The 23,421-nt window shown below is 58.4% G+C and carries 15 protein-coding genes, 3 tRNA genes, 2 pseudogenes and 1 CRISPR repeat array; of the genes and pseudogenes, 8 read left to right on the top strand and 12 right to left on the bottom strand.

From position 1 onward, the window contains the following. The first annotated feature begins 90 nt into the window (after positions 1-90). Positions 91-164: transfer RNA gene (locus JDV75_RS02925), tRNA-Arg, on the top strand. A 224-nt stretch (positions 165-388) separates the two neighbouring features. Here the strand turns inward: JDV75_RS02925 and JDV75_RS02930 are convergent. Continuing rightward, complete coding sequence (locus JDV75_RS02930) at positions 389-2,059, bottom strand: hypothetical protein (protein ID WP_198737766.1); 1,671 nt, start codon at positions 2,057-2,059, stop codon at positions 389-391. Positions 2,060-2,340: 281 nt separating this feature from the next. Here JDV75_RS02930 and cmrA point away from each other — a divergent pair, with 281 nt between their 5' ends. The 4 genes from cmrA to JDV75_RS02950 all read left to right on the top strand — a co-directional run bounded on the left by cmrA (position 2,341) and on the right by JDV75_RS02950 (position 5,274). After that, on the top strand, positions 2,341-3,141 hold the full coding sequence (gene cmrA / locus JDV75_RS02935) for a mycolate reductase (RefSeq protein WP_198737767.1): 801 nt from the start codon (positions 2,341-2,343) through the stop codon (positions 3,139-3,141). A gap of 78 nt (positions 3,142-3,219) precedes the next feature. Further along, a complete protein-coding gene (gene orn, locus JDV75_RS02940; protein ID WP_198737828.1) occupies positions 3,220-3,801 on the top strand; it encodes an oligoribonuclease in 582 nt (193 codons plus the stop codon). 69 nt (positions 3,802-3,870) lie between these two features. Continuing rightward, positions 3,871-3,943, top strand: a tRNA-His gene (locus tag JDV75_RS02945). Between the two features lie 173 nt (positions 3,944-4,116). Beyond that, positions 4,117-5,274 carry an FAD-dependent monooxygenase gene (locus JDV75_RS02950; RefSeq protein WP_198737768.1) on the top strand — a complete coding sequence of 386 codons (1,158 nt, stop codon included), beginning with the start codon at positions 4,117-4,119 and terminating at the stop codon, positions 5,272-5,274. Between the two features lie 677 nt (positions 5,275-5,951). Here the strand turns inward: JDV75_RS02950 and JDV75_RS02955 are convergent. The 6 genes and pseudogenes from JDV75_RS02955 to JDV75_RS02980 form a co-directional block, all read right to left on the bottom strand. Continuing rightward, positions 5,952-6,512 (bottom strand): isochorismatase family protein, encoded by a 561-nt coding sequence (locus JDV75_RS02955; RefSeq protein WP_198737769.1) that lies wholly within the window; start codon positions 6,510-6,512, stop codon positions 5,952-5,954. A gap of 147 nt (positions 6,513-6,659) precedes the next feature. Next, positions 6,660-7,124 carry a 6,7-dimethyl-8-ribityllumazine synthase gene (gene ribH, locus JDV75_RS02960; RefSeq protein ID WP_198737770.1) on the bottom strand — a complete coding sequence of 155 codons (465 nt, stop codon included), beginning with the start codon at positions 7,122-7,124 and terminating at the stop codon, positions 6,660-6,662. 47 nt (positions 7,125-7,171) lie between these two features. Continuing rightward, a pseudogene (locus JDV75_RS02965) lies at positions 7,172-8,381 on the bottom strand (bifunctional 3,4-dihydroxy-2-butanone-4-phosphate synthase/GTP cyclohydrolase II). Further along, positions 8,378-8,980 carry a riboflavin synthase gene (locus JDV75_RS02970; protein ID WP_198737771.1) on the bottom strand — a complete coding sequence of 201 codons (603 nt, stop codon included), beginning with the start codon at positions 8,978-8,980 and terminating at the stop codon, positions 8,378-8,380. Before JDV75_RS02970 ends, JDV75_RS02965 begins: the two are co-directional and overlap by 4 nt. Before the next feature lie 29 nt (positions 8,981-9,009). Next, positions 9,010-10,010 (bottom strand): annotated as a pseudogene (gene ribD / locus JDV75_RS02975) (bifunctional diaminohydroxyphosphoribosylaminopyrimidine deaminase/5-amino-6-(5-phosphoribosylamino)uracil reductase RibD). A 241-nt stretch (positions 10,011-10,251) separates the two neighbouring features. After that, positions 10,252-10,327: transfer RNA gene (locus JDV75_RS02980), tRNA-Lys, on the bottom strand. A 349-nt stretch (positions 10,328-10,676) separates the two neighbouring features. On the opposite strand from JDV75_RS02980, the gene JDV75_RS02985 reads away from it, so the two are divergent. Continuing rightward, the gene (locus JDV75_RS02985; RefSeq protein ID WP_232958126.1) at positions 10,677-11,894 is read left to right on the top strand and encodes a L,D-transpeptidase; all 1,218 of its coding nucleotides are present in this window, start codon (positions 10,677-10,679) and stop codon (positions 11,892-11,894) included. A gap of 77 nt (positions 11,895-11,971) precedes the next feature. On the opposite strand, the gene JDV75_RS02990 is transcribed toward JDV75_RS02985, so the two are convergent. Then, positions 11,972-12,253 carry a DUF3618 domain-containing protein gene (locus tag JDV75_RS02990; RefSeq protein WP_198737772.1) on the bottom strand — a complete coding sequence of 94 codons (282 nt, stop codon included), beginning with the start codon at positions 12,251-12,253 and terminating at the stop codon, positions 11,972-11,974. A gap of 170 nt (positions 12,254-12,423) precedes the next feature. Here JDV75_RS02990 and bcp point away from each other — a divergent pair, with 170 nt between their 5' ends. Together bcp and JDV75_RS03000 are read left to right on the top strand one after the other, a co-directional pair. Further along, entirely contained in the window at positions 12,424-12,924 is a 501-nt protein-coding gene (gene bcp / locus JDV75_RS02995; RefSeq protein WP_198737773.1) for a thioredoxin-dependent thiol peroxidase, read from the top strand. Between the two features lie 13 nt (positions 12,925-12,937). Next, a complete protein-coding gene (locus JDV75_RS03000) occupies positions 12,938-13,603 on the top strand; it encodes a TetR/AcrR family transcriptional regulator (RefSeq protein WP_198737774.1) in 666 nt (221 codons plus the stop codon). 2,188 nt (positions 13,604-15,791) lie between these two features. Beyond that, positions 15,792-18,192: direct repeats of the CRISPR family, unit length 36 nt; unit sequence ACTGGGGTTCATTTCTCCTTACCCCTGATATACTTC. A 51-nt stretch (positions 18,193-18,243) separates the two neighbouring features. Here the strand turns inward: JDV75_RS03000 and cas2 are convergent. From cas2 to acpS, 4 genes are all read right to left on the bottom strand, one after another. Beyond that, a complete protein-coding gene (gene cas2, locus JDV75_RS03005) occupies positions 18,244-18,573 on the bottom strand; it encodes a CRISPR-associated endonuclease Cas2 (protein ID WP_198737775.1) in 330 nt (109 codons plus the stop codon). Beyond that, complete coding sequence (gene cas1, locus JDV75_RS03010) at positions 18,554-19,483, bottom strand: type II CRISPR-associated endonuclease Cas1 (protein WP_198737776.1); 930 nt, start codon at positions 19,481-19,483, stop codon at positions 18,554-18,556. The genes cas2 and cas1 overlap by 20 nt, the downstream gene beginning before the upstream one ends. Before the next feature lie 4 nt (positions 19,484-19,487). Beyond that, the gene (gene cas9 / locus JDV75_RS03015; protein WP_232958128.1) at positions 19,488-22,805 is read right to left on the bottom strand and encodes a type II CRISPR RNA-guided endonuclease Cas9; all 3,318 of its coding nucleotides are present in this window, start codon (positions 22,803-22,805) and stop codon (positions 19,488-19,490) included. A 207-nt stretch (positions 22,806-23,012) separates the two neighbouring features. Further along, complete coding sequence (gene acpS / locus JDV75_RS03020; RefSeq protein ID WP_198737831.1) at positions 23,013-23,414, bottom strand: holo-ACP synthase AcpS; 402 nt, start codon at positions 23,412-23,414, stop codon at positions 23,013-23,015. Positions 23,415-23,421: the final 7 nt, after the last annotated feature.

Consider the following 23,421-nt stretch of genomic DNA (forward strand, 5'->3'; position numbering starts at 1 on the left):
CTGCGGGGGGTTTGGTGCCCCGGCCCTCCGGTGGGGTAGAGTTTCGCAGCGGAAGTCCAGGAACGAACATCACGTTCCAGCGATTTTCCCGCCTCCGTAGCTCAGTGGATTAGAGCATCCGGCTTCTATCCGGTTGGTCGCGGGTTCGAATCCTGCCGGGGGCACTATTTCAGAGACAGCCCCGGGAGCGTTGTGCATCGCTCCCGGGGCTGTCTCTTCGTCGTCTGCGACTCTCCCGTTCGACAATCAGCGGTCCGCTGCCCCCCCCGCACGAGAGAAGGGTGCCGTGCCGTGAAGATCACGGCGCGGCACCCTCGACTGTTGATCAGCGTTTCGACCAGATCAATCCTGTCCTCTCAACGGATCGTTTCCGGTCGAACAGTGAAAATCAGCGTGCGGTGAAGATGTTGACGCACTTGGCGACGACCCAGGTGACACCCGCGGTCAGGAACTTGAAGAACCCGACCGTACCGACAGCTTCACCGTCGACGTTTCCGGAGTTGTCCTTGTCGTCCTTGTCACCGTCGGTGTTCACGGAGGAACCGCCCTCTCCCTGAACAGCGCCGTCGGCTTCACCCTTGCCGCTGGAACCGGCGACCTTGTCCTTCACGGAACCGGTGTCAACGGAGGAACCGGCCTTGGCACCACCATCGGTGTCACCCTTGCTGCTGGAGCCCACCTTGTCCTTCAGGGAATCGGTGTCGAAGGAGGATCCGGCCTTGATCTCGCCGTCCTTGCCGTCGTTGCTGCTGGAACCGAACAGGCCCTTGATACGGGCAACCAGGCGGGCGAAGAAGGAGGATTCGCCTTCTTCCTCGCTGCTGGAACCGAACTTCTCCTTCACAGAGTCGGTGTCCACCGAGGAACCGGCCTTGGCACCACCATCGGCGTCACCCTTGCTGCTGGAGCCCTTGACCTTGTCGCTGGAACCGGAAACCTTGTCCTTCACGGAACCGGTGTCCACGGAAGAACCGGCCTTGGCACCACCATCGGTGTCACCCTTGCTGCTGGAGCCGAGCTTGTCCTTCAGCGCCGCGACGCTGGAACCCGCATCCGAAGCATCGTTGCTGCTGCCGGCACTGGAGCCTCCGAGGCTCAGGAGTGCGAGCAGACCGAGAACGGAGGAACCGACGACCGCCGGGACGATGACATCGGTCCCGCCGTTGCCGGGCTGCGGTACCGGAAGTGACGAACCTGCGGGAGCAACACCATTCGCGGAGCTCTGCGCCTGCAGGTCCGGCAGCTTCGGCAGCTCGAAACCACCGTTGCCGTTGCCGTTACCGGAGCTCTGCGCCTGCAGATCCGGCAGCTTCGGCAGCTCGAAACCACCGTTGCCGTTGCCGTTACCGGAGCTCTGCGCCTGCAGATCCGGCAGCTTCGGCAGCTCGAAACCACCGTGATTCGGAACGTTCGCGCTACCGGAGTTCAGCAGGGCGAGCAGGCCGAGAGCGCCGAGGACGGTGGAGCCGAGGACGAGTCCTCCGGTGCTTCCGGCGGCAGTTTCGGAAAGATCGGTGTCGACGTTCGATCCACCAACCTTGTTCGATGAGGTGGTGCCGCCCTTGTCGCTGGAACCGGAAACCTTGTCCTTCACGGAACCGGAGTTCACCGAGGAGCCGCCCTCGGTGTTGCCATTGGCATCGCCCTTGTCACTGGAACCCGTGACCTTGTCCTTCACGGAACCGGAGTTCACCGAGGAGCCGGCATTCGCGCCACCATCGGTGTCATTCTTGCCGCTGGAACCGAGCTTGTTCTTCACCGAATCGGTGTCGAAGGAGGAACCGGCTTTTCCGTTTCCTCCACCGTTCGCGGGCCCACTGGAACCAGCGGAGCTCAGGAAGTTCGAGACGGCCTCAAGAACGTTGTTGTAGGTGCCTTCAGCGTTTGCCTCCGCACCGAAGGACGACCCGGAGGAACCGAAGGAGGCCCCACCTCCGTTGCCCGTCGATCCCTCGATCTTGATTCCTGCTCCGGCCTCGGTGGCGTTGGCGGGAGCGATCATCGCCATCGGCATCGCGGTGGCGGTGAAGAGAACGAGGGCTTTGTTTCTGAAACTCATGAGAGAATCCTTATCTTATGGATCGAAGTTTGATTGCGGTTCGATAACACCCTAACCACTACCAAAGTCAGCACACCATCTGAGCCACAGTCCGGGGGTACCCAACGGAGCCGGAACTATTTTTTTAATATTGCAGGTAAAAATATGTTTGTCGCCCACTTTTCCGAGCATCCAGAGAACACTTCCCGGCATCCTCCGGGCCGGGAGGGCCGTGCCCGGTAGGTACGATTGGCCAAGTCAACCCGTTTCAGCTTCCGTCGTCCTGACCTTAAGGAGCCCCCATGGCTTTACCCTCCCCGCAAAAAGACTGCCGAGCCCTCGTCACCGGGGCGAGCCAGGGCATCGGAATGGCGATGGCACGAGATCTCGCACGACTCGGACACAATCTCATTCTCGTGGCGCGACGGGAGGAAGTGCTCCGTACCTTCGCTGACGAACTCGAAAGCACCCACGGCGTCACCGTCGAGGTACGCCCCTGTGACCTGGCCGATCCTGCCGCTCGCGAGAAGCTCATCGACGAGATCGCCGGGTCCAGGATCAACATCATCATCAACTCCGCCGGCATAGCCAGCTTCGGAGCGTTCATGGATCAGGATTGGGAGTACGAGACCAACCAGTTCCAGCTGAACGCAGCCGCCGTCTTCGAGCTGACGCGCGCCGTCCTTCCCGGAATGCTCGAACGCGGAAGTGGCGCCATCTGCAACGTGGGCTCCGCCGCGGGCAACATGCCGATACCGAACAACGCCACCTACGTATTCACCAAGGCTGGGGTCAACGCCTTCACCGAGGCACTCCACTACGAACTGCGGGGAACGGGCGTCACCTGCACGCTCCTCGCGCCCGGCCCGGTCCGGGAAGCGGTGATCGACGAGGCCGACAAGTCCATCGTCGACAAGGTGGTTCCCGACTTCCTGTGGACCACCTACGAATCATGCTCCCGGGAGACACTCCAGGCGATGTCGGGGAATCGGCGTCGCGTCGTCCCCGGACCGCTGGGTAAGGCGATGGACCGGATCAGCTCCATCATGCCGACGGCGATCAGTGCCCCGATCATGGGCTCGTTCTACAAGAAGATGGGTTGAGCAGTGAGTAACAGCACCTCTGGAAATTCCGGGAAGATACCGGCAAAGAATGACCGACTCGTCTGGATTGACCTCGAGATGACGGGCCTCGACCCGTCCGAGCACGTGATCGTCGAGGTCGCTGCGGTCATCACCGACGCCAACCTCAACATCCTCGGCGAGGGCGTGGACCTGGTCATCCACGCCACGGAGGATGAACTGTCGCGCATGGACGGCTTCGTGACGGAGATGCACCGTTCCTCGGGCCTCACCGACGAGATCCGGGCCTCGAAGGTCTCTCTCACAGAGGCCGAGAAGGCGGTCCTGGAGCTGATCGCGGAACACTGCGATCCGGAGCACCCCGCACCCCTGGCGGGAAACTCGATCGCGACGGACCGGGCCTTCATCAGGGCCCACATGCCGCTTCTCGACGCCGCACTGCACTACCGCATGGTCGACGTCTCATCCATCAAGGAGCTCGCCCGCCGCTGGTACCCGAGGGTCTATTTCCGGCAGCCCGACAAGGGGATGGCACACCGGGCGCTCGCCGACATCATCGAGTCGATCCGGGAGCTGGACTACTACCGGAGGGCGATCTTCGTCGACCACCCGGGGCCCGGAACGGAGGAAACACAGGCCGCGGCCGCCGAGTCAGAGCAGGCCTTCGCCCGATTTTTGTAAAGATCGCGTCCTGGGTTAAGATGTTCCTCGCTGCTCACACACGGGTCATACCGTTGGTGACAAGCGATGGTGGCTGTAGTTCAGCTGGTAGAGCACCAGGTTGTGATCCTGGGTGTCGCGGGTTCGAGTCCCGTCAGCCACCCCCAAGTAGAAGAACTCCCCGTGGTCGATGACCCGGGGAGTTCTTCATTTTTCCGTTCCTGCACCAATTCGTAGACTCTCTGATCTACGCACAGGTGATACTCTCGGCTATTCGAGTGCCTGAACGGACAGGACCCCGATCCATCCGGGGTATTCTCCGGGATTGGAATAGTGATGAGAATTGGGATCATCGGTGCCGGAATAGGAGGTCTAACCTCGGCGGTGGGCCTTCAGGCCAGCGGCCATGATGTCACGGTCTATGAACGTAGAACCGAGTCCGCTTCCAGCGGGACCGGACTGACCTTGTTCGCCAACTCACTGACCGCCCTGGATTCACTAGGAATCGGTGACCGGGTGCGGGCGATCAGTACCGCCGGTTGCCATAAGACATCGAGCATCCGAACGCCGGATGGACGCTGTCTCGTCTCGTTGGACACAGCTACGGCTCCCCCGCTTGCAGCGCTCCACCGCGCGGAACTTCACCAACTGCTCACCAGGATGCTTCTACCCGGAACCGTGCGGAATGGAGTCAACGCCGAGGTCAACGGTGACGGTAGTTCCTCGCTCACCATGGATTCGGGCCGGGAGACCTTCGACCTCGTCGTCGCCGCAGACGGTATTCAGAGCAACGCCAGGTTCCGGTGGCAGCTGGATCGCGGTCTACGCCACGCCGGATACAGTGTGCTCCGTGGCGTGTCATTCCGGAAGAGTTCTGAAGTAAACCACCTCAGTGAAACGCTCGGCCGCGGAACCCGGTTCGGAATCATACCGCTGACCGGTGACCGGACCTACTGGTACGCAACGGTCTCAGCAGGTATCACTGCTAGCGGAGATGATCCTCTCGAACACTTCAGGACCTGGCACGATCCCATTCCCGCGATTATCTCCGACATCAACCCCGACAAGGTGCTGCACCACGAGATTTACGATCTGACGGCTCTTCCCCTGACGTTCACGCGTGGGCGAGGTGTCCTACTGGGTGATGCGGGGCACGCCATGACACCCGACATGGGACAAGGTGCTGGACAGGCAATCGAGGATGCCGCAACCCTCACGGCTCTCCTTCACCGGATCCCCGATCCCCCGGACCCACGTTTCTCCACCACTCTGGAGCAGGCCCTGCACCGCTACAACCAGATCCGGAGGCCCCGGGTTCGCCGCATGTGGAGACAATCGCGAACGGCCGGATTCATCAATCAGAGTTCCAATCCGCTGACTGTCCGCTTCCGCAACGCGGCATACTCCGTGGTGCCTTCGAGGCTTCTGCAGAAATCAATGGCCGGTCTCACTCAATGGGAGCTCCCGACTACGGGGTCGCCGGACAGGAATTAGCTGGGTCCAAGGTTGAATCTTCCGGCTCTCCAACAATCGCCTGATCTCCACTGAGAGCGTGAGCGGGCACAATGACTCGGCACCGTCCCGGACGCATCCCGGGCGTAGTACCGGGACAAGTATCGGTTGGAGCAGTGGAAACCGCACCTCCGGGAAAACACACCGGCGATTCGCCGCCCCGGAATTCTCCGCCGCAGCCCAGATAGCGTGCTGTGTGGGCAGATGGCGGGAAGTGTTGATTGCCGGTCAGGTCTTGCCGCCGGCCGAGCGGGTTTTGTGGTGGCTGCGCAGTCCGCCGTAGCGTTTTCCGCAAACCCCCAGTTCTCATAGATCATTCCGGCAGAGACGTAGACAACGAGGTCTGCCGGCTCCTCAGATTGCCGGGCAGGATCATCTGCGCACGAGCCGGGAGAGTATCCCGCTGATGGAAGCGTTCCTCGATTTCGGCGGTCAATTGCCCGGTGGCGGGAAAACCCTTCCCACACTGAGATCGATCTTCACCTGAATTCTCTCGTTCACCGGTGGCCGGCTTCGTAGCAGTCTGATCACGGGGAGGATGACCGCAGATCAACCAGATCTCCGGACAGCAGGTGCACGGCCCCGAGATATACCGCGTTCCGGATCTGCGCGGGACCCGAGCTGATCCGGGACCGTCGTCGTCAGTCTGGGGTGATGCACTAGACGATCTCGGCCCCGGCGTTCTTCATGTCGCTGAGTGCCTGGGCTTCGGTGTCGGGGTGCACTGGCGAGCAGAGGTCAGTGAGTACCCGCACGGAGAAGCCTTCCTTGAGTGCGTCGAGCACGGTTGCTCTGACGCAGTAATCGGTGGCGATCCCGGTGACGTCGAGGTCGGCGATTCCCCTGCCGTGGAGCCACTGAGCCATGGTGATGCTGTCGTCTGTGGCGGCGTGACCTTCGAAGCCGGAGTAGGCGGCGGTGTACTCGCCTTTCCGGAAGATCTGGTCCAGTTTGTCCTCGTCGATTGCGGGGTGGAAGCCGGCTCCCCCGGTTCCGACGACGCAGTGCACCGGCCAGGAGTCTATGTAGTCGGGGTTGTCGGAGAAGTGTTTGCCGGGGTCGATGTGCCAGTCCTGCGTTGCGATGATCGCGTCGTACCTGTTGTCGGGATCGTGTTGGAGGAGGGCAATCTGTTCAGCGACGATGTTCCCGCGCTCTGTTCCCAGCGCGCCCCCGGGGCAGAAATCGTTCTGGACGTCGACGATGACGAGTGCGCGCATGGTGTTGTCTCACTTTCGGGTGGACCTGGTTACCTTTGATTCCCAGTGTAGGTCGGTTGCACGTAGCTGCACCGGGGAGCGTTCGTCATCGTGTGGTCCTGCGCATCGAGGGGACCTTGCGGCTGAGCGTCCGGTTCGGGTTCGCCGTCAGATTCGTCGTGGGAGGTCGGCGGTGTGGACGGCTGCGATCATCGCGTCCCGGCCCTTGTTTTCGGTGGCATCTTCCGCACCGGAACGGGCGAGCGCCTGGTCGTGGGTGTCGCAGGTGAGCACACCGTTTCCGATGGGCGTTCCGGTGTCGAGAGCGATGCGGGTGAGGCCTGCGGTGACCGCATCGCAGACGTAGTCGAAGTGGGGTGTTCCACCGCGGATGACACAACCGAGAGCGCCGATGGCATCAACCTCGGTGGCGAGCGCCTGGACGACGACGGGGATTTCCAGGGCCCCGACGACGACGTATGGGCGGGCTGTGGCTCCCGTTTCGGCGGCCGCAGCCAGTGCTTCTTCCTGGAGTCTGCCGGTGATGTCCTCGTTCCAACGGGAGGTCACGACGGCTACGGTGAGCCCGGCCCCATCCGGAATTCCGATTTCGGGCAGTCCTGCTCCACTCATCTGATCTCCTGTCCGGGTTATGTTGTGTGGTCGATTCGGTCGTCCAACTAGGGCAGGTCATGCCCCATGCGGTCGCGTTTGACCGCATGTAGCGCACGTTGTCGTCATTGACATCGACGGGCACCGGGATCCGGCGGGCGATCTGGAGTCCGTAGCCGCCGAGTCCGCTGCGTTTGTTGGGGTTGTTCGTCAGCAGAGCCATGGAACGGACTCCGAGATCACGCAGAATCTGGGCCCCGGTGCCGTATGCGCGGGCATCAGTGGGCAGTCCGAGCGCAAGGTTGGCGTCGACGGTGTCCGCTCCGGAGTCCTGGAGCTGGTAGGCCTCGAGTTTGTGCAACAGCCCGATACCTCGCCCTTCGTGTCCGCGCATGTAGAGCACGATGCCACGTCCGGTGCCCTGGATCATGCGCATCGCGGCGCGGAGTTGCTGGCCGCAGTCGCAGCGTCGGGAACCGAACACGTCTCCGGTGAGGCATTCGGAGTGGACCCGAACCAGGACGTCTTCTCCCCCGTTGTCGTCGATGCTTCCGGTGACCAGGGCGACGTGTTCGACTCCGTCGACGAGGCTGCGGTAGCCATGTGCGGTGAATTCCCCGAACTCGGTGGGCATCCGGGTTACGGCGACTTTCTCTACGAGGGTTTCACTGCGGCGTCGGTGTTCGATCAGCTGCTCTATGGAGATCAGGGCGAGATCGTGGCGATCACAGAATTCACGTAGTTCCGGGGTGCGCGCCATGCCGGTCGGGTCCTTTTCAGACACGACCTCACAGAGCACACCGGCTGGTCGCAGCCCGGCGAGGCGGGCAAGATCCACCGCAGCTTCGGTGTGTCCGGCGCGGATGAGTACTCCCCCTCCCCGTGCCCGGAGGGGAACGACGTGCCCCGGGCGGGTGAAGTCCGCCCGGGTCGCCGTGGGATCCGCCAGTCGTCGGATGGTGTGGGCGCGGTGGCGGCGGAGATCCCCGTGGTTCCGGTAGCGGCGTCCACGGTCACCGTGTAGGCGGTACCGCGGGCGTCTTCGTTGCTGGCAACCATGGGCGGCAACCCGAGGCGGTCGCAGTCCGCTCCCGTCAACGCGGCACAGACGTAGCCCGATGAATAGCGGACCATGAAAGCGAGGAGCTCCGGGGTCGCGAGGTCGGCGGCGCAGATGATGTCGCCTTCGTTCTCCCGGTCTTCATCGTCCACTACGACGACAGCTCTGCCTGCCCGGATCTCGGAGAGCGCGCGCTCGACGGTGTCTAATTCGGTCACAGTTCCCGCTCCCCGCGGCCGATCAGCTTCTCGACGTACTTGGCGAGGACGTCCACCTCCAGGTTGACCGTCGCCCCGGGGCCGAGTCTGCCGAGAATGGTACCCTCCAGAGTCGTGGGAATGAGGCTCACCTCGAACCAGTCTCCGCCCACGGCGGACACGGTCAGCGATGTCCCGTCGACGGCGATGGAGCCTTTCTCCACCACGTAGCGGGAGATCCGCCCCGGCAGGGAGATACGGACGACCTCCCAGCGCTCACCGGGCGTCCGGCTGAGGATCTCGCCGGTGGCGTCGACGTGGCCCTGAACGATGTGCCCGCCGAGGCGCCCGGTGACGGCGAGCGCGCGCTCGAGGTTGACGGTATCCCCGGGCTTGAGTGCTCCGAGGGAGGAACGGCGGAGGGTCTCCGGCATGACGTCGGCGCTGAATCCGTCGTCATTGAGTTGTGCGACGGTCAGGCATACCCCGTTGACCGCGATGGATTCTCCCTCGGCGGAGCCTCTGACGACGTCCGCGCACCTGACTGAAATACAGATCACATCGCCATCCGGTGTGATGCCGGCGATGTGGCCTAGCTCCTCAATTATCCCTGTGAACATGGTCCCCAGCGTAGCCGCGGCGCCGATGTTCAGCCGGCTGCTTTCCGTACGGCACGGATCAGGACGTCGTCTCCCAGACAATCGACCTGGGTCGTCCTGAAACGGGTGATGTCGGTGATGGTTGTCGAACTACCGGTGTGGACGGCGGCGGTTCCGGCCCCGAGTACCGCCGGGGCGATGTAGGACTCGATGGCGTCGACGAGGTCCGCACAGAGAAAAGCGCCCGCCAGGCGCGGTCCTCCCTCGATGAGCACGTCCATGATTCCGAGTTCCGCGAGTTCGGCGACGACCTCGGTGAGATCTCTGGTGGACAGGTGGATGAATCCTTCTCCGCCCTCGCGGATCGCGGCGTCCCGGGGTACCTCACCACGCCTGACAACGACGCGCAGGGGCTGATTCCCGGGTGGTGGGGCGTCGACGCCACGGGCGGTCAGCCGGGGGTCATCGGCCAGGATGGTTCCGGTGCCGACGATGATCCCGTCCCGTCGCGAACGATCGACGTGGACCCGCTTCCGGGCCTCCGGACCGGTGATCCACTGCGATGTCCCGTCGGTCGCGGCCGCGCGGCCGTCGATGGTCGTGGCCGTCTTCAGCGTGATGTGGGGGCGCCCCGTGGCCTGAACGTGAAGCCACGGACGCAGCGCCGCGTTCGCCGTCGCTTCCGTGAGAAACTCGCGGGTGACGGTCATGCCCCGTGCCTCAAGCCAATCCGCACCGCCAGCGGCGACGGGGTTCGGGTCGGTGACCGCGAAAGTCAACATCGCCACGCCCGCCTGCACGAGGGCCCCCGTGCACGGAGGCGTCCGTCCCTGATGGTGGCACGGTTCGAGGGTGACGATGGCGTGTCCTCCCCGCGCTAGGTCGCCGGCTGCCGCGAGGGCCTGAGCTTCTGCGTGGGGGGCCACCTGCGGGGTCGGTGGCGGCGACGGAACAGGGGGTTCCCCAGGCATCGAGGATCACACAGCCGACGGGTGGGTTGGGGCGGGTGGTACCCCCTGACCCGTTCAGCGGCGTCACCCGCGATCCTCATGGACTTCTCCACGGAGATCGGATGTGTCGGCAGCAGGTCAGGAAATAGTGGCACGATTGAACTACCTTCCTGCGGTTGTCCGGCACCGCACGCAACGGTTCTCGCTTTGCGGAGAAGGGAACGCTGGGCCTGCTGCCCCCCCCCCAACCTCTGTTCGGAAGCCTGGAGGACTGCCCCGGCTGACCCAATGCGACGGAAAAAGAAAACAGGCCGGAGATTTCATTCTCCGGCCTGTTCCAGGTGGTGCGCCATCAGGGACTCGAACCCCGAACCCGCTGATTAAGAGTCAGCTGCTCTGCCAATTGAGCTAATGGCGCTTACCGATATCGAGCTTTCAGCTCCCTCGGCAACGAAGTGAAATATTACAAGTGGTCGGTATGATTGTAAAATCGCCTGCTCATCAGCCAGTTCCGCCGATCCCGCCCGGCGGTCTACCCCGCTCGACCCGGGTGTGGGAGGGCCGCCTGTACGCAGGCCACGATTGGTGACGGTCGGTGAGGTCACGGCTCGTGAACAATCGGCACGAACGTTCCTACCCGACTGCACTACGGGAAGTAAGCTGGTAGCACCGTAACCCTGCGGACGCCGATGCCGATCTAATTGATCGGCTCAGTCGCTCTGACCGAACCGACACGCACGCAGAGACGAAAACCAATATGGAGCACAATGACCTTCGGACAGCACGCGTCAAAGACCGGGATGTGGACGAGCAGCTTTCTGGCTGTTGTCGCCGTCACCGGACTTCTCGCCGGTTGCACGATTGACAGCGAGGGCGGAGTCACCAACGCTGCGGGAGTGTCCAGCGCGACGGATACGGCTACGACCGCGGCCGAGCCCCTGAAACCTGCGGTGAGCATCCGTGACGGTTCCACGGACGTTGATCCGAAAGTGAAGGTCACCGTCAAGGCACTCGAGGGAACCCTGGAGAAGGTCGTCATGACCAACCAGGACGGTTACGAGGTCGAGTCCACGCTCTCTGACGACGGCACGACCTGGGAGACCGCCGAAGTTCTGGGTTACTACCGTACGTACACGATCACCGCTACAGGATCCAACGGGACGAAAAGCACGACCACCTTCAGTACCGCGCAACCGGCACAGACCGCATCGGTCGCGCTCGCTCCGCTGGAGGGCTCCACGGTCGGGATCGGACAAACCATCGCGTTCCGGTTCGGGCTCAACATCCCGGATCGGAAGGCCGCCGAGGAGGCCATCGAGATCACCACGGATCCGCCGGTGGACGGGGCTTTCTACTGGTTGAACAACCGTGAGGTGCGGTGGCGCCCGGAGGAGTTCTGGACGCCGGGGACCGAGGTCGAGGTGAAGGCCGAAATCTACGGCAAAGAACTCGGCGGCGGAATATGGGGCGCGTCGGACAACGCCACGAGTTTCACCATCGGTGATTCGGTGATCTCGTACGCCGACGACAACACCAAACAGCTCAAGGTCACCCGGAACGGCGAGGTACTCAGGAGCATTCCGATCTCGATGGGATCGGCACGCTTCCCCACTCCCAACGGCACGTACATCATCGGCGACCAGCACCCGACACTGGTCATGGACTCGTCGACGTACGGCACCCCTGTGGACGATCCGGACGGATACCGCACGAAGGTCCAGTTCGCGACCCAGATGAGCTACTCCGGAATCTACGTGCACGCGGCTCCGTGGTCCGTCTGGGCGCAGGGAAGCCAGAACACGTCCCACGGGTGCCTCAATGTGTCCACGGACAACGCCCAGTGGTTCCAGAACACGGTCAAACGCGGCGATGTCGTCATCGTCAGCAACACGCAGGGCGGACAACTGTCCGGCTGGGACGGCCTCGGGGACTGGAACATCCCCTGGGAGACCTGGAAAGCCGGAAACGCGGACGAGAACCAGTAGCCGCCATAAAGAAACATCAGGCCCGCCCCGGTTTACCGGGCGGGCCTGATGTTTTATATCTTGTCCAGATGTGGCGTCTACGAGAGACGCTCGGAGAGCATGCGCTGCAGCTCCTTGAGGTCGTTGCTCTTCTTGCGGGAGCGGTAGACCCCGAAAGCAACGGCCAGTACGACGGCACCGGCGACGCCGGCGAGGATCTTCTGCACCTTCGGATCGTTCAGCTTGTCGGTGGCGGAACGCTTCGCGTCGTCCACGATGTTCTCCGGACGGCTGCGCTCTGCGAGCTGGTCCAGGGTGGAGGCGAACTGTCGGCGGGTACGGTCCAGCTCGCGCTGGATGTCTTCGATGTCACGTGCCACGGATGAACTCCCGGGTTAAATGGTGGTGGTCAGTCTTACGATGCCTCCAACGGTAGTTCATGGGAGGGGTGCCGCGCACCTGGGCCATGGTCACGCAAGGGGAGGTGGGGTTGTCAGCGAGGCAGAATCCGGTCTTAACTCCGGAATCAGTGCCGGGTAAGGTGTTTTTCATGCCTTCGCCTTCGTCGCCCTCCACGAGCACCCCATCGACTTCCCGACGGCTGGAACCCGGCGATCCAGCACCGCGGCTGGCCCTTCCGGATCACACCGGGAAGACGGTTTCGCTGGAGGACTTCCCAGGACAACGGGTGCTGATCTACTTCTATCCGAAGGCCGGTACCCCTGGATGCACGAAGGAGGCGTGCGACTTCCGCGACAACCTGTCGGCTTTCTCGGAACTCGGCATCACGGTCCTCGGGGTCTCCCCCGACTCGCCCGACGCTCTCGCCACGTTCCGCGAGGATGAGGGCCTGACGTTCCCGCTGCTGTCCGACGAGTCGAAGGAGACGATGGCGGCGTGGGGCGCGTGGGGGGAAAAGAAGAACTACGGTCGCATCGTGCAGGGTGTCATCCGCTCCACGATCATCATCGGCGCTGACGGCAGGGTGGAATCCGCTCAGTACAACGTTCGCGCCACAGGTCACGTCGCCCGGGTTCTCAGGACCCTGTGATCGGACTACACCGATGACGCCTCGTTCCTCCACTCCCCCGGACGATCGGAATTCAACGGAGATCCTCGTTCCCCGTCGACGCCCCGCACAGCAGCGGTCTCGGGAGAGGTTCGATCGTATCCTCACGGCAGCGCGGAGCGTTCTGGTTGATGTGGGATTCGAGTCCTTCACCTTCGATGAGGTGGCTCGCCGCGCGGAGGTACCGATCGGTACGCTCTACCAGTTCTTCGCGAACAAGTACGTCCTCATCTGTGAGCTGGACAGGCAGGACACCGCAGGCGTCGTGGCCGAGCTCGATACGTTCGCCCACCAGGTACCGGCCCTCCAGTGGCCGGAGTTCCTCGACGAGTTCATCGAGCACGTCGCGAAGCTCTGGCACGATGATCCGTCACGGCGTGCGGTCTGGCACGCGATTCAGTCAACCCCGGCCACGCGGGCCACCGCCGCTGCGACGGAGTCCGAGGTGCTGGACATCATCGCGGAAGCGATGCGCCCCCTGGCGAGCCACGCAACCGACGAACAACGGGCCGAGCTCGCCGCAATCCTCGTCCACACCGCCAGCTCACTGCTCAATTTCGCCGTCCGCGACCCCGGCATCGACGACCGACGCTTCGACTACACCGTGAGAGAGATCAAGCGGATGCTGGTGGCATACCTGTTCTCGGTGGCGCAGGGCTAGCTGCAAAACGCAGCCCTAAAACGAGCACCAGAAGAACGAAGCTCAACACTGTGCCACAGGATTTGACTTGTCCGCTTCCCCTGGGCGAAAACCTGAACCTCAGAACAACTTGTTGCAAATGGCGCATGCGATGACCATCTCCGCGATCGACCCAAAGCCGCTCACAATCAACCTCAACATTCTTTCCACCTCACCCATGTCTCCACCTCCAAACCCAAAAATCTTTTAAGTGTTATAGCCCCATGCTACGGCAAGTGTTGAGAATCTGCTTCTACAACGAACCTAATCCCCGAGGCGACCCGGGCACCGCCCAAACATTCGGAATACAGCAATGCCGTGTCAGGCATTTACTTTTTGTCTATTTATACGCTATTTCTATATTAGGGGGTAAAGCCACCCGGATCCCAACGGTGGAGCCCACCCTGGGTTGCAACTACCCGAAAAAGTCGTATCCCGGGATCTTGCTAGACCGATGTCGCATATGCCTTCAGTCCAGAAGTAACACTGATCACATTCCAAGGACTACCCACGCAAAGCCAAAGATCCGAACTTCGATGCAAGCCCCCTAATCGTGCTAATCACAATGGACATCAGTCTGAATAAAGATGCAGCAATTCCTGAAAACTCTCAAAAATTTCAACACCAAAAACTGAGACCCCACAATAAAAAATCAGTTGACATCACCCAAATTTCCGACTTTATCGCGTCACACAATCCCTAGCCCGTCAATAACTTCGCTAGAGCGCCTTGACTGTTTTTATTGTGTATCAGAACAGGTAGCGATTGCTATACAGCCGGAACGACTTTGCCTTCCATGAACACCTCAAGCCGCGCCAAAGATCAACCATTCAAACTGGTTTCTCTTTCGACTGCAGTGGTAATACATATTCGGCCTCGGACAGAATAACTATACGCACCCCCTGCCACCCACAGTCGACAACAGTCGTACCACACCATCCCGAACGGAGACACCATGGCCACGGTACCATCGATCACACAAATCTCACCGCACCAATTCCAACCATCTGTTCCAGGCCGATCCATGTACTATACGTTTCACGAACTAGAATCCTACCGGGGATTCTCCGAATACTGGGGAAGCAACAGCTCACCCATAAAACTTCGTTCCAGACACCCAAGAACGGCCATCCTCCAAAAGCTACCAACATGAGCCGGCCCGATCATCCTTGACGCAATTGGATACCCCACAGCAATGCCGACCTACATAGTCTTTCTGACTACACAAAGGTAGAACGTGGATTCCGCGAGTCGCGCCTGGCGATATTAGTAGGCACACCGGATTGAACACCCCTGAGTCAAACTACTCGTCAATCACGCCCTCCTCCGACTGTTAAATGCGTCACGAATATTCCCGACTAACTAGGCCTCACCAGTTCCACAACACTGACCAAAACCTCTTCCGATGATCAACTGGCCAATACCGGACTCTCTTTTCCAGGTAGAAGCTGGTGGACACACCCAAAGTCAACGACATGACGTGTTGCACATGGAAAATCACGTAATTGCGCCTTTTTCTTTATTACCTGTCATCGAGGCAACTCCGCCAATCACAGTTGAGCTGATAATAAGTACCACCCCCAGTCAAATCCACTGTGTCGGGGTCACTGTCAAAGATATGATTCGTCGAACAGCGGGTACACCCCTTTTTCCCGGCAACTACGTTTAGACCACATGTAAGCATCAACGCAACCCGGAGCTTTCACTGCCCCGGTAGCCGGTACCAGTGTGCTCTCCTCTAGTATATTCACCCATATTTACGGTCGCAGCGGGTCTACATACACCAACCCGACCAGATAAACACAGAAGTCCTCCTACCAGCTTCGCCAACCACATGCCGCCCCTCACGATTACTTGACACCCGGACCACAACACCGCGTGACTTCTCGAACGCAAATAGGGATACAGCACGCTAATATGATTCCGGCCCAACCTAGCGGGTTAACCATATCGACTGGCACCAGACTCATATCAGATCCGGATCCCTAATCCACTAAACTCAATTAACAAAACACACAACCAGGGACGCCAGAAATCTCCACAACACTTTGCCGATGATGCAAATATGCTGACATAAAAATGGCAACACCCCCATTTAAATATTAAGTAAGACCATTTGACTAATATCTCAACATACTCTAGAATACACAATTGGTAAAGAAGTGTTATAGCTGGGGTTCATTTCTCCTTACCCCTGATATACTTCATGCCCTCGGCCTATCGGAGGTGAAAGCACTCGGGTTCATTTCTCCTTACCCCTGATATACTTCCAATCAGTGCGCACTACGACGCGGTGCTACTGGGGTTCATTTCTCCTCACCCCTGATATACTTCGTGACCGGCACCGTACTCGGTCGCGTCGACTGGGGTTCATTTCTCCTTACCCCTGATATACTTCATGGCGAACGAAGCGCGCGAGGACATAAACTGGGGTTCATTTCTCCTTACCCCTGATATACTTCACCAGCAACAACGCAAACGGCTCCTACGACTGGGGTTCATTTCTCCGTACCCCTGATATACTTCCGGCGTTCACGAGCGTCTTGGGCAGGTTACTGGGGTTCATTTCTCCTTACCCCTGATATACTTCCGTCGTCCCCGGACCGCAGCGGATCACGACTGGGGTTCATTTCTCCTTACCCCTGATATACTTCACTTCTCTCCGAGGCCAGACGCGAAAGCACTGGGGTTCATTGCTCCTTACCCCTGATATACTTCCGGTCCGGTGTGCTCGCATTTGACGAGTACTGGGGTTCATTTCTCCTTACCCCTGATATACTTCGCCCCGGACGACACGTTGACGATCACGAACTGGGGTTCATTTCTTACCCCTGATATACTTCACTGCTCGTAGATCGCGCCCTCGGCGGCACTGGGGTTCATTTCTCCTTACCCCTGATATACTTCGATACCGCCGCGGCTACAAGATCACATTACTGGGGTTCATTTCTCCTTACCCCTGATATACTTCCGCGCGGGGATCGGTGGCCACGCCAGCAACTGGGGTTCATTTCTCCTTACCCCTGATATACTTCCTCGATGAACGCGCCCTCAAGGTTGGCCACTGGGGTTCATTTCTCCTTACCCCTGATATACTTCACGGCGCGCCCCTGATCGCCGTCGCGGTACTGGGGTTCATTTCTCCTTACCCCTGATATACTTCGTACGCGCTGATCCTGTACCGCGACAAGACTGGGGTTCATTTCTCCTTACCCCTGATATACTTCTGGACCAGTCGGCTCCAATCACCGGCGGACTGGGGTTCATTTCTCCTTACCCCTGATATACTTCCCCTGAATCAGTAGGTGCTCCTGGGCGCACTGGGGTTCATTTCTCCTTACCCCTGATATACTTCCGCGCGAGTTTGGCGTGCAGATCCGCGAACTGGGGTTCATTTCTCCTTACCCCTGATATACTTCCGTTGATCTTAACCAGGTCGGCCTAGCGACTGGGGTTCATTTCTCCTTACCCCTGATATACTTCGAAGCACGTCGTTGCCCTTGTTTGCGGTACTGGGGTTCATTTCTCCTTACCCCTGATATACTTCTGTTTCCTTTCGAGGTGCGCGAGGTGGAACTGGGGTTCATTTCTCCTTACCCCTGATATACTTCCCTGCTGATCCTCCTCGATCGCCTTCTGACTGGGGTTCATTTCTCCTTACCCCTGATATACTTCCATCCGGATCGATCGCTCACGCCGTCACACTGGGGTTCATTTCTCCTTACCCCTGATATACTTCAGGTCCGGGTGCTGGTAGACGATTTCGCACTGGGGTTCATTTCTCCTTACCCCTGATATACTTCTCCGGAGCCAGAGACCGAGGACCCGGCCACTGGGGTTCATTTCTCCTTACCCCTGATATACTTCTGTCTGTCCCGTTGTGAGCCGTGTGGATACTGGGGTTCATTTCTCCTTACCCCTGATATACTTCCCGGCAGACCGACGAAACCGGCGACTTTACTGGGGTTCATTTCTCCTTACCCCTGATATACTTCACTGCCCGACTTCCTTCGCCTTCTCGACACTGGGGTTCATTTCTCCTTACCCCTGATATACTTCATGCCCCGGGGAACGTCGTGGTGTCAGGACTGGGGTTCATTTCTCCTTACCCCTGATATACTTCCCGCGCGGGTTGACCTGATCTGTGACGAACTGGGGTTCATTTCTCCTTACCCCTGATATACTTCATCCGCAAATGATCCGCGAGTTTCGAGCACTGGGGTTCATTTCTCCTTACCCCTGATATACTTCCTGGAAGTCTACCGGATGCGCCGTCAACACTGGGGTTCATTTCTCCTTACCCCTGATATACTTCAGACATTCCGCAACCTCCGCTCGGCTCAACTGGGGTTCATTTCTCCTTACCCCTGATATACTTCCATCCAGCCGACCGCAGCGCCGGGGCCGACTGGGGTTCATTTCTCCTTACCCCTGATATACTTCGCACGCCGTCGAGCGTCTCGTCGAGCTTACTGGGGTTCATTTCTCCTTACCCCTGATATACTTCCTGGCGAGTCAAAACTTCTGGCTGCTCTACTGGGGTTCATTTCTCCTTACCCCTGATATACTTCCGCATGCCTGAAAAATACCTGATGACCTGCAGTTTTCCCCCGTGCCGGGTGTCAAAAAATCGTTAACTGGGACGGCTCCGACTCCGGTTTCACCGCTACGGCGCTCGAAAACCGTAGAGCCTTCGCCCACTGTGTATCGGTCACACAAATAATCCTCACGTCACCACCCGACGGGAGCGCAGCCTTGACAGCAGCCCCGATCTGGCTCAGCCGTGCCGCAAGCGGAAGATACTGAACATAGACACTGAACTGCATCATACAGAAGCCAATATCAAGTAGCTCGTTCCGAAATCTCGTCGCCGCCGCCCGTTGCACCTTCGTTTTCACTGGAAGATCAAACATAACCAGACACCACACCTGTTCAGCCCCCTTCGCTGGCACAGACCTCTCCCTTCCAGATTGGTACCTCCAGCACTTTCCGCTGGCCCTCTACATAAAGCCCATACTGTTGACAAAAAGCGGTAAGTACGGTTGGAATCGTGGCGCCAGATTCATCAAACTTCGCATCAACTGCGGACACAAGGCCCGCACGCACATTCGGTAAACTCACGTCAAAACCAAGCTTAGAACCAAGATTCAGGACGCGAGCGTCTACAGCAGGCCTGAAGGGCTCAATCAAATCGTCTACAAGCGCATACGGATTGTCACGACCTCTGTGGAAGACAGCTAGGGTTCCCGATAAACCCGCAGAGACAGCGGCACGAACTCCGTATCCACGTAGAACGGTGTACGCATAGTCAAGGCATCCATTAAGTCCACCGTCACCGATTCCAGGATTCCTCCTAAACTCAGAATAGAGCAATGAGATTCCATGCCAATATCGTTTCGCCGCAAGTGCCTCGACGTTTTCCGGATCCCCCGATCGGACGCCCTTCGCTAACTCTGAGAGGCTATGAGACACAGTCGATGAGAAGGGTCTAACTGTAGCTGCCTGGCCCAGAACCTTTGCGCGAATAATCCGCGCCCAAGCATTTTTACGCCTGGGTAATGACAAATCTGCCTGCGCGCGCTGGCGGGCACCAATACGAGTATGATCTCGCCACGGCATAGCCCCTGCAACCGGAACACCACACCAATTGCAAATCAGAAGAGCTATATCGTAGTCACTCAGTTTCGCTAAGACAGCTCCAGAGATAGAAGTTTGGTTTCCGATGAGAACAACGGCAACTTGAGTGAGAGGCACGGAAGTTCTTTCACATTCACCATCTTTTAGTACAAGGATAGAGCCCCTGCGGTAATGTAACCGACCGCTAAATTCCGTGAAGTCAAGAACCCGCCAACCTGGATTCATCGAACTACGCCTTGATCTGCCAGGTCACAGGCAGATGTGCAGCACTATCCATCCGGGGATTTCCTAGCGCATCTCGACGGATCACAATAACGGAACCATATTCAAACAATTTGTTTACAGCAGGTCTCCAGCCTGGTTTTTTGAGGATTTTTCGAAGGTCTTCCTTGGATTCTTTATCCAGCCCTTCTGCACTCAGTTGTAACGGTTTCAGAATAGCTACCGTATTAGAATCAAATCCTACTATTTTCCATCGTCTAGTTTTCCCGACTTCTCGCTGAAACTCACCCAAAATGCCACTATCAAATGCTGAGGTATCTACGAGCATTTCGTCATCAGCAACCATCCACCCCAGATACTCTGCGGTTCCTTCTCCGATAGCTTTACGCAGCTTGGGCTCCGCATAACGGCAGGTTACTGACTGCGGCGGTAGTTCGACAGAAAAAAGATCCTGATCCCGGAAGCGGTGGAGATCGACAGTATAAACCCGCAACACCCCATACACAGCCTTCGTTCCAGAGAAGTAACGATAGATCCTCGCATGATGGAAAGACGATCCCAGTTCCACGAAGCCTCCACGCACTGCAAGACATGCAGCCTTCACTGGAAAAACGGTGATCGTGTCCTTGGAGTTCAAATACCTACCATGGATTCGTAGTGTTCTTTCCGAGTTTTCAGGAAGTCCATTTTTGGGATCATAATCCGGATGTCTCGTGAACGCACACCACAGTGCTTCACTAGAGGCACGATCAATATCTTGTACTGAAATCGCATCACCAACTTTTAGTTCTTTCAATGGATGAATCTTCGCTTCATGAACAGCTCCGTTTCCAAGACGGAGCCGAAGATTAGACATCACCACAATGCGGTCTTCATCCAATGCGTTTTGAACTATCCCCGCCATCGACGCCATCTTGAGCTCCCACTCAGCGAACTTCTTACGATGAAATGAGTCAACTCCCTTAAACTCATCCCACGTTTTCTTTTCCCTGCATATCCTTTGGGAATATCGCAGTTCATCCCTCTGTATGAGAATTTCAGCAATAGTAGCGGACATCAACGCAATTGTTGCGGCATCCACTACATGATGTCGCCGATCGAGACGTTTCTTAACATCTTTACGCCGATCTTGTTGTTTCCGACTGGCTTCGTCAATAAGGGTAATCCTGTCCTCAATGCCAGCAGCTTTGCGTGCTAGATGAGTCAGATAGCCCCGATAAACCCGTACTTGAGGAGATTCCTTCCCTTCACGATGGAGGCGCTGCCAGATGCGCGCACGAAGTTCGTTCGCCATCCATGCAACTGATTCAATAGAGCGATTATCTATTTCCTCGTCAGCCGTTTCCCTCTCAAATCTCTTACAGACCTCTTCTTTAAATTTCCTAAAATCTTTCTCCCGCATTCCGGGGTCCGTGATCCAATGCCTGACGCGTTCTACGACCTCTTCAACACTCACTCCTTCACGATCACTGGTCCGCGCCCATTGAGCGAAAGGGAGATTGCTCTTCGATCGGTTACACTCACGACATACCGCAACTAGGTTTTCTCGTTTATTTGTCGAACCTGGCCCTTTACGCGGCACAATATGATCCATCTCAAAATTGTCGAATTTGATCTCTGATCCACAGTACGCACAGTTCCCATTTTGCCTTTGGAAAGCCTGGTAGCGCCATAACGCTATTTTCTTCGAAAGCCCAGCATCTTCACCATTCCCAAGCTTTGCCTGCAATTCTGCATAGAGTTGTTCGTTTCGACTTGCACGCCGTTGCATGTCTCTATCAATTTTATCGCTCGTTGCTTTACTCGTGAACGCAGTTCGAACATGCTCGATGTTCACGCTCTGGGGTTCCCCCCAGGTATCAATTGCGGCTTCCAGCCACCGGGCGACAGTTTTGAGCACCCGGTCAACTGCCGGATTTCCGACAGGTTCACCGATCCGCGGTGCCGGCGGTCTCCAGTCTGGTCCTTTCCCGAATTCCCGGAGCCGGGCTTGATAGAGATCGACGCCTTCCTCCAACATGACTCTCGTGAGGCGCCGGAGCGTATCTTCCGAGTATGCTGCCCGTCCGATGGGGAGGTGGAATTTATCAAGTTTTTCCTGTTCTGGATCTTCAAGTGCCGTGAAGTACTCTTGGACCGCGACTCCTTCTTTGGAATCAAAGTCGGTCATCTCACCTTTCGCAAGTGCTTTGAGCATCACTGACCGATGCGCCTCGTCTGCTGTTTTCCACCAATTCGCGAGAGATTTCACCTGACAGGTGAGGAGCTGTCGGTTCGTGTCGTGCACGGGTGGTCGGGCACCCGCGCGTTCCCCATCATCCGTCATCGTCGCAGTACCGAGGAGTTCACCCCGGTCAATACCGAGGATCTCTGCGATGCTGTTCCAGTCAGCCTCCACCTTGGGCTTCAGGTTCACAAGGTGGTCATTGATCAGATTCCGTTCTTCGAGGGTGAGCAGCCTCTTCCCCCTGTCGGTACGAATCCGAAGGTTACCGATGAGCGCAGCGATCCGATAGCGCTGGAATGCATCCGACGCCTTCAACGCACGGTCTTTTTCAGGCTGGAGAGGATCCTTACCCACGCGTCCCGATGCCGATCCCTTTGGCGATTCTGCAGCAAAAACCTTCTCGATGATCTGTCGCGTCAGTACCCCATCGATTCCTTGCTTGGCGCAGATTTCGCGGATTTCCCGGGCGTGGTCAGATTGCAGTAGTCGAGAGCAGAGAAGCCCGCCTTCACCCCGCAACTTGTGTTGCCCGAAGCTCGTGGCCGCAACCATCTGTCCGACGGTCGCGGTTTCCGGAATCTTCACTCCGGTTGTCTTCGTGATTGTGGTCCTGATCTCTTCGAATGCGCTACTCGGGGAAGCGTCGACCATGAGTGACGAGACCTTGGAGTAGGGGTTCCGCCACCCTCGGTGGCGCGCAATGTGACGCAACGCGATCGATAACTTCTCGCCACGTTCTACAGGATCCTCGATCTTTCGTGCCGCGAGTTCTGCCCGCACTTTCCACGGAAGGTACGGGTCATCGTAGGACTCCATTGCGGACACCGGCCACCCCTGTTTTACCAGGAATTTGTCCAACTGGATGAGACGACGTCGGCGCTTTCGGAACAGTCTCCGAGTTCTACGAGCGATTCCAGATACCGCCAACCGGGTTAGTGCGTCTTTCTGATTACCGGGGTCGACTCCTGAATCATGAATGTGCGACACCGCGCTCAGCAACTCCGTGGGCATCCCGTCATCATCAATGGCGAGGGCTACCATCCCGACCGAGTAGGACCCGACGTCTATTCCGACGAGGTAGCGACGTTCTTCAGACATCTATCAAACCTTTCTTATAGAAAAAGGCCAATGAACATCGCTGTTCATTGGCCTTGAGAGCTGATAGCTCGGAGCATTCAACGTCAGAAACGAGCTGACGCTTACTGAGGTTCATTTCTCGCCTCTGAGTATAGATGACACGCATAGATTTGAACAGGGTTCTCCGCGTTTTACTCCATACCGGGGGCACCATTACCCCACCCGCATCTACCCAACCCAACACACTGCCGTGGCATAATCCCCGTCGTGGCTGATGGATAGGGTCACCCGTATCTTCCCCAGGGTTGAGGCAACGGCTTCTGCGACAGCTCCGTGGAGCATGAGTGTGACTCTCCCCCACCGGTCAGGTCGGACCTCGATCTCCTGCCAGTTCACTGTGTCCGGCTCAATGACGGGTGGTTGCCCGTAGAGCGCGGTCGACCAGGCTTTGATAAAGGCTTCTTTGGCGGCCCAGCGCCCGGCGAGGTGCTCGGCGCGCAGGTGGCCGGGTTTGCGGCCTGCGATGCGCTTCTCCGTGGCGGTGAAGACGTCTGTGAAGGTGCTACCCGGGGTGTCCAGTTGTTCGGCGAAGCCGGGGATGTGGACGAGGTCGATTCCGGTGGTGGGCAGGAGCGGT

Origin of the sequence: Corynebacterium meridianum (assembly GCF_016342265.1) — a bacterium.
GTDB lineage: Bacteria > Actinomycetota > Actinomycetes > Mycobacteriales > Mycobacteriaceae > Corynebacterium > Corynebacterium meridianum.

What these genes read in the sequence shown, in the direction of transcription:
- JDV75_RS03000 (WP_198737774.1), top strand. Translation starts at nt 12,938, where the DNA reads ATGACGCCTCGTTCCTCCACTCCCCCGGACGATCGGAATTCAACGGAG.
- cas1 (WP_198737776.1), bottom strand. Translation starts at nt 19,483, where the DNA reads ATGAATCCAGGTTGGCGGGTTCTTGACTTCACGGAATTTAGCGGTCGG.
- orn (WP_198737828.1), top strand. Translation starts at nt 3,220, where the DNA reads ATGACGGGCCTCGACCCGTCCGAGCACGTGATCGTCGAGGTCGCTGCG.
- JDV75_RS02950 (WP_198737768.1), top strand. Translation starts at nt 4,117, where the DNA reads ATGAGAATTGGGATCATCGGTGCCGGAATAGGAGGTCTAACCTCGGCG.
- bcp (WP_198737773.1), top strand. Translation starts at nt 12,424, where the DNA reads ATGCCTTCGCCTTCGTCGCCCTCCACGAGCACCCCATCGACTTCCCGA.
- JDV75_RS02955 (WP_198737769.1), bottom strand. Translation starts at nt 6,512, where the DNA reads ATGCGCGCACTCGTCATCGTCGACGTCCAGAACGATTTCTGCCCCGGG.
- JDV75_RS02985 (WP_232958126.1), top strand. Translation starts at nt 10,677, where the DNA reads ATGACCTTCGGACAGCACGCGTCAAAGACCGGGATGTGGACGAGCAGC.
- JDV75_RS02970 (WP_198737771.1), bottom strand. Translation starts at nt 8,980, where the DNA reads ATGTTCACAGGGATAATTGAGGAGCTAGGCCACATCGCCGGCATCACA.
- ribH (WP_198737770.1), bottom strand. Translation starts at nt 7,124, where the DNA reads ATGAGTGGAGCAGGACTGCCCGAAATCGGAATTCCGGATGGGGCCGGG.
- cmrA (WP_198737767.1), top strand. Translation starts at nt 2,341, where the DNA reads ATGGCTTTACCCTCCCCGCAAAAAGACTGCCGAGCCCTCGTCACCGGG.
- JDV75_RS02930 (WP_198737766.1), bottom strand. Translation starts at nt 2,059, where the DNA reads ATGAGTTTCAGAAACAAAGCCCTCGTTCTCTTCACCGCCACCGCGATG.
- cas9 (WP_232958128.1), bottom strand. Translation starts at nt 22,805, where the DNA reads ATGTCTGAAGAACGTCGCTACCTCGTCGGAATAGACGTCGGGTCCTAC.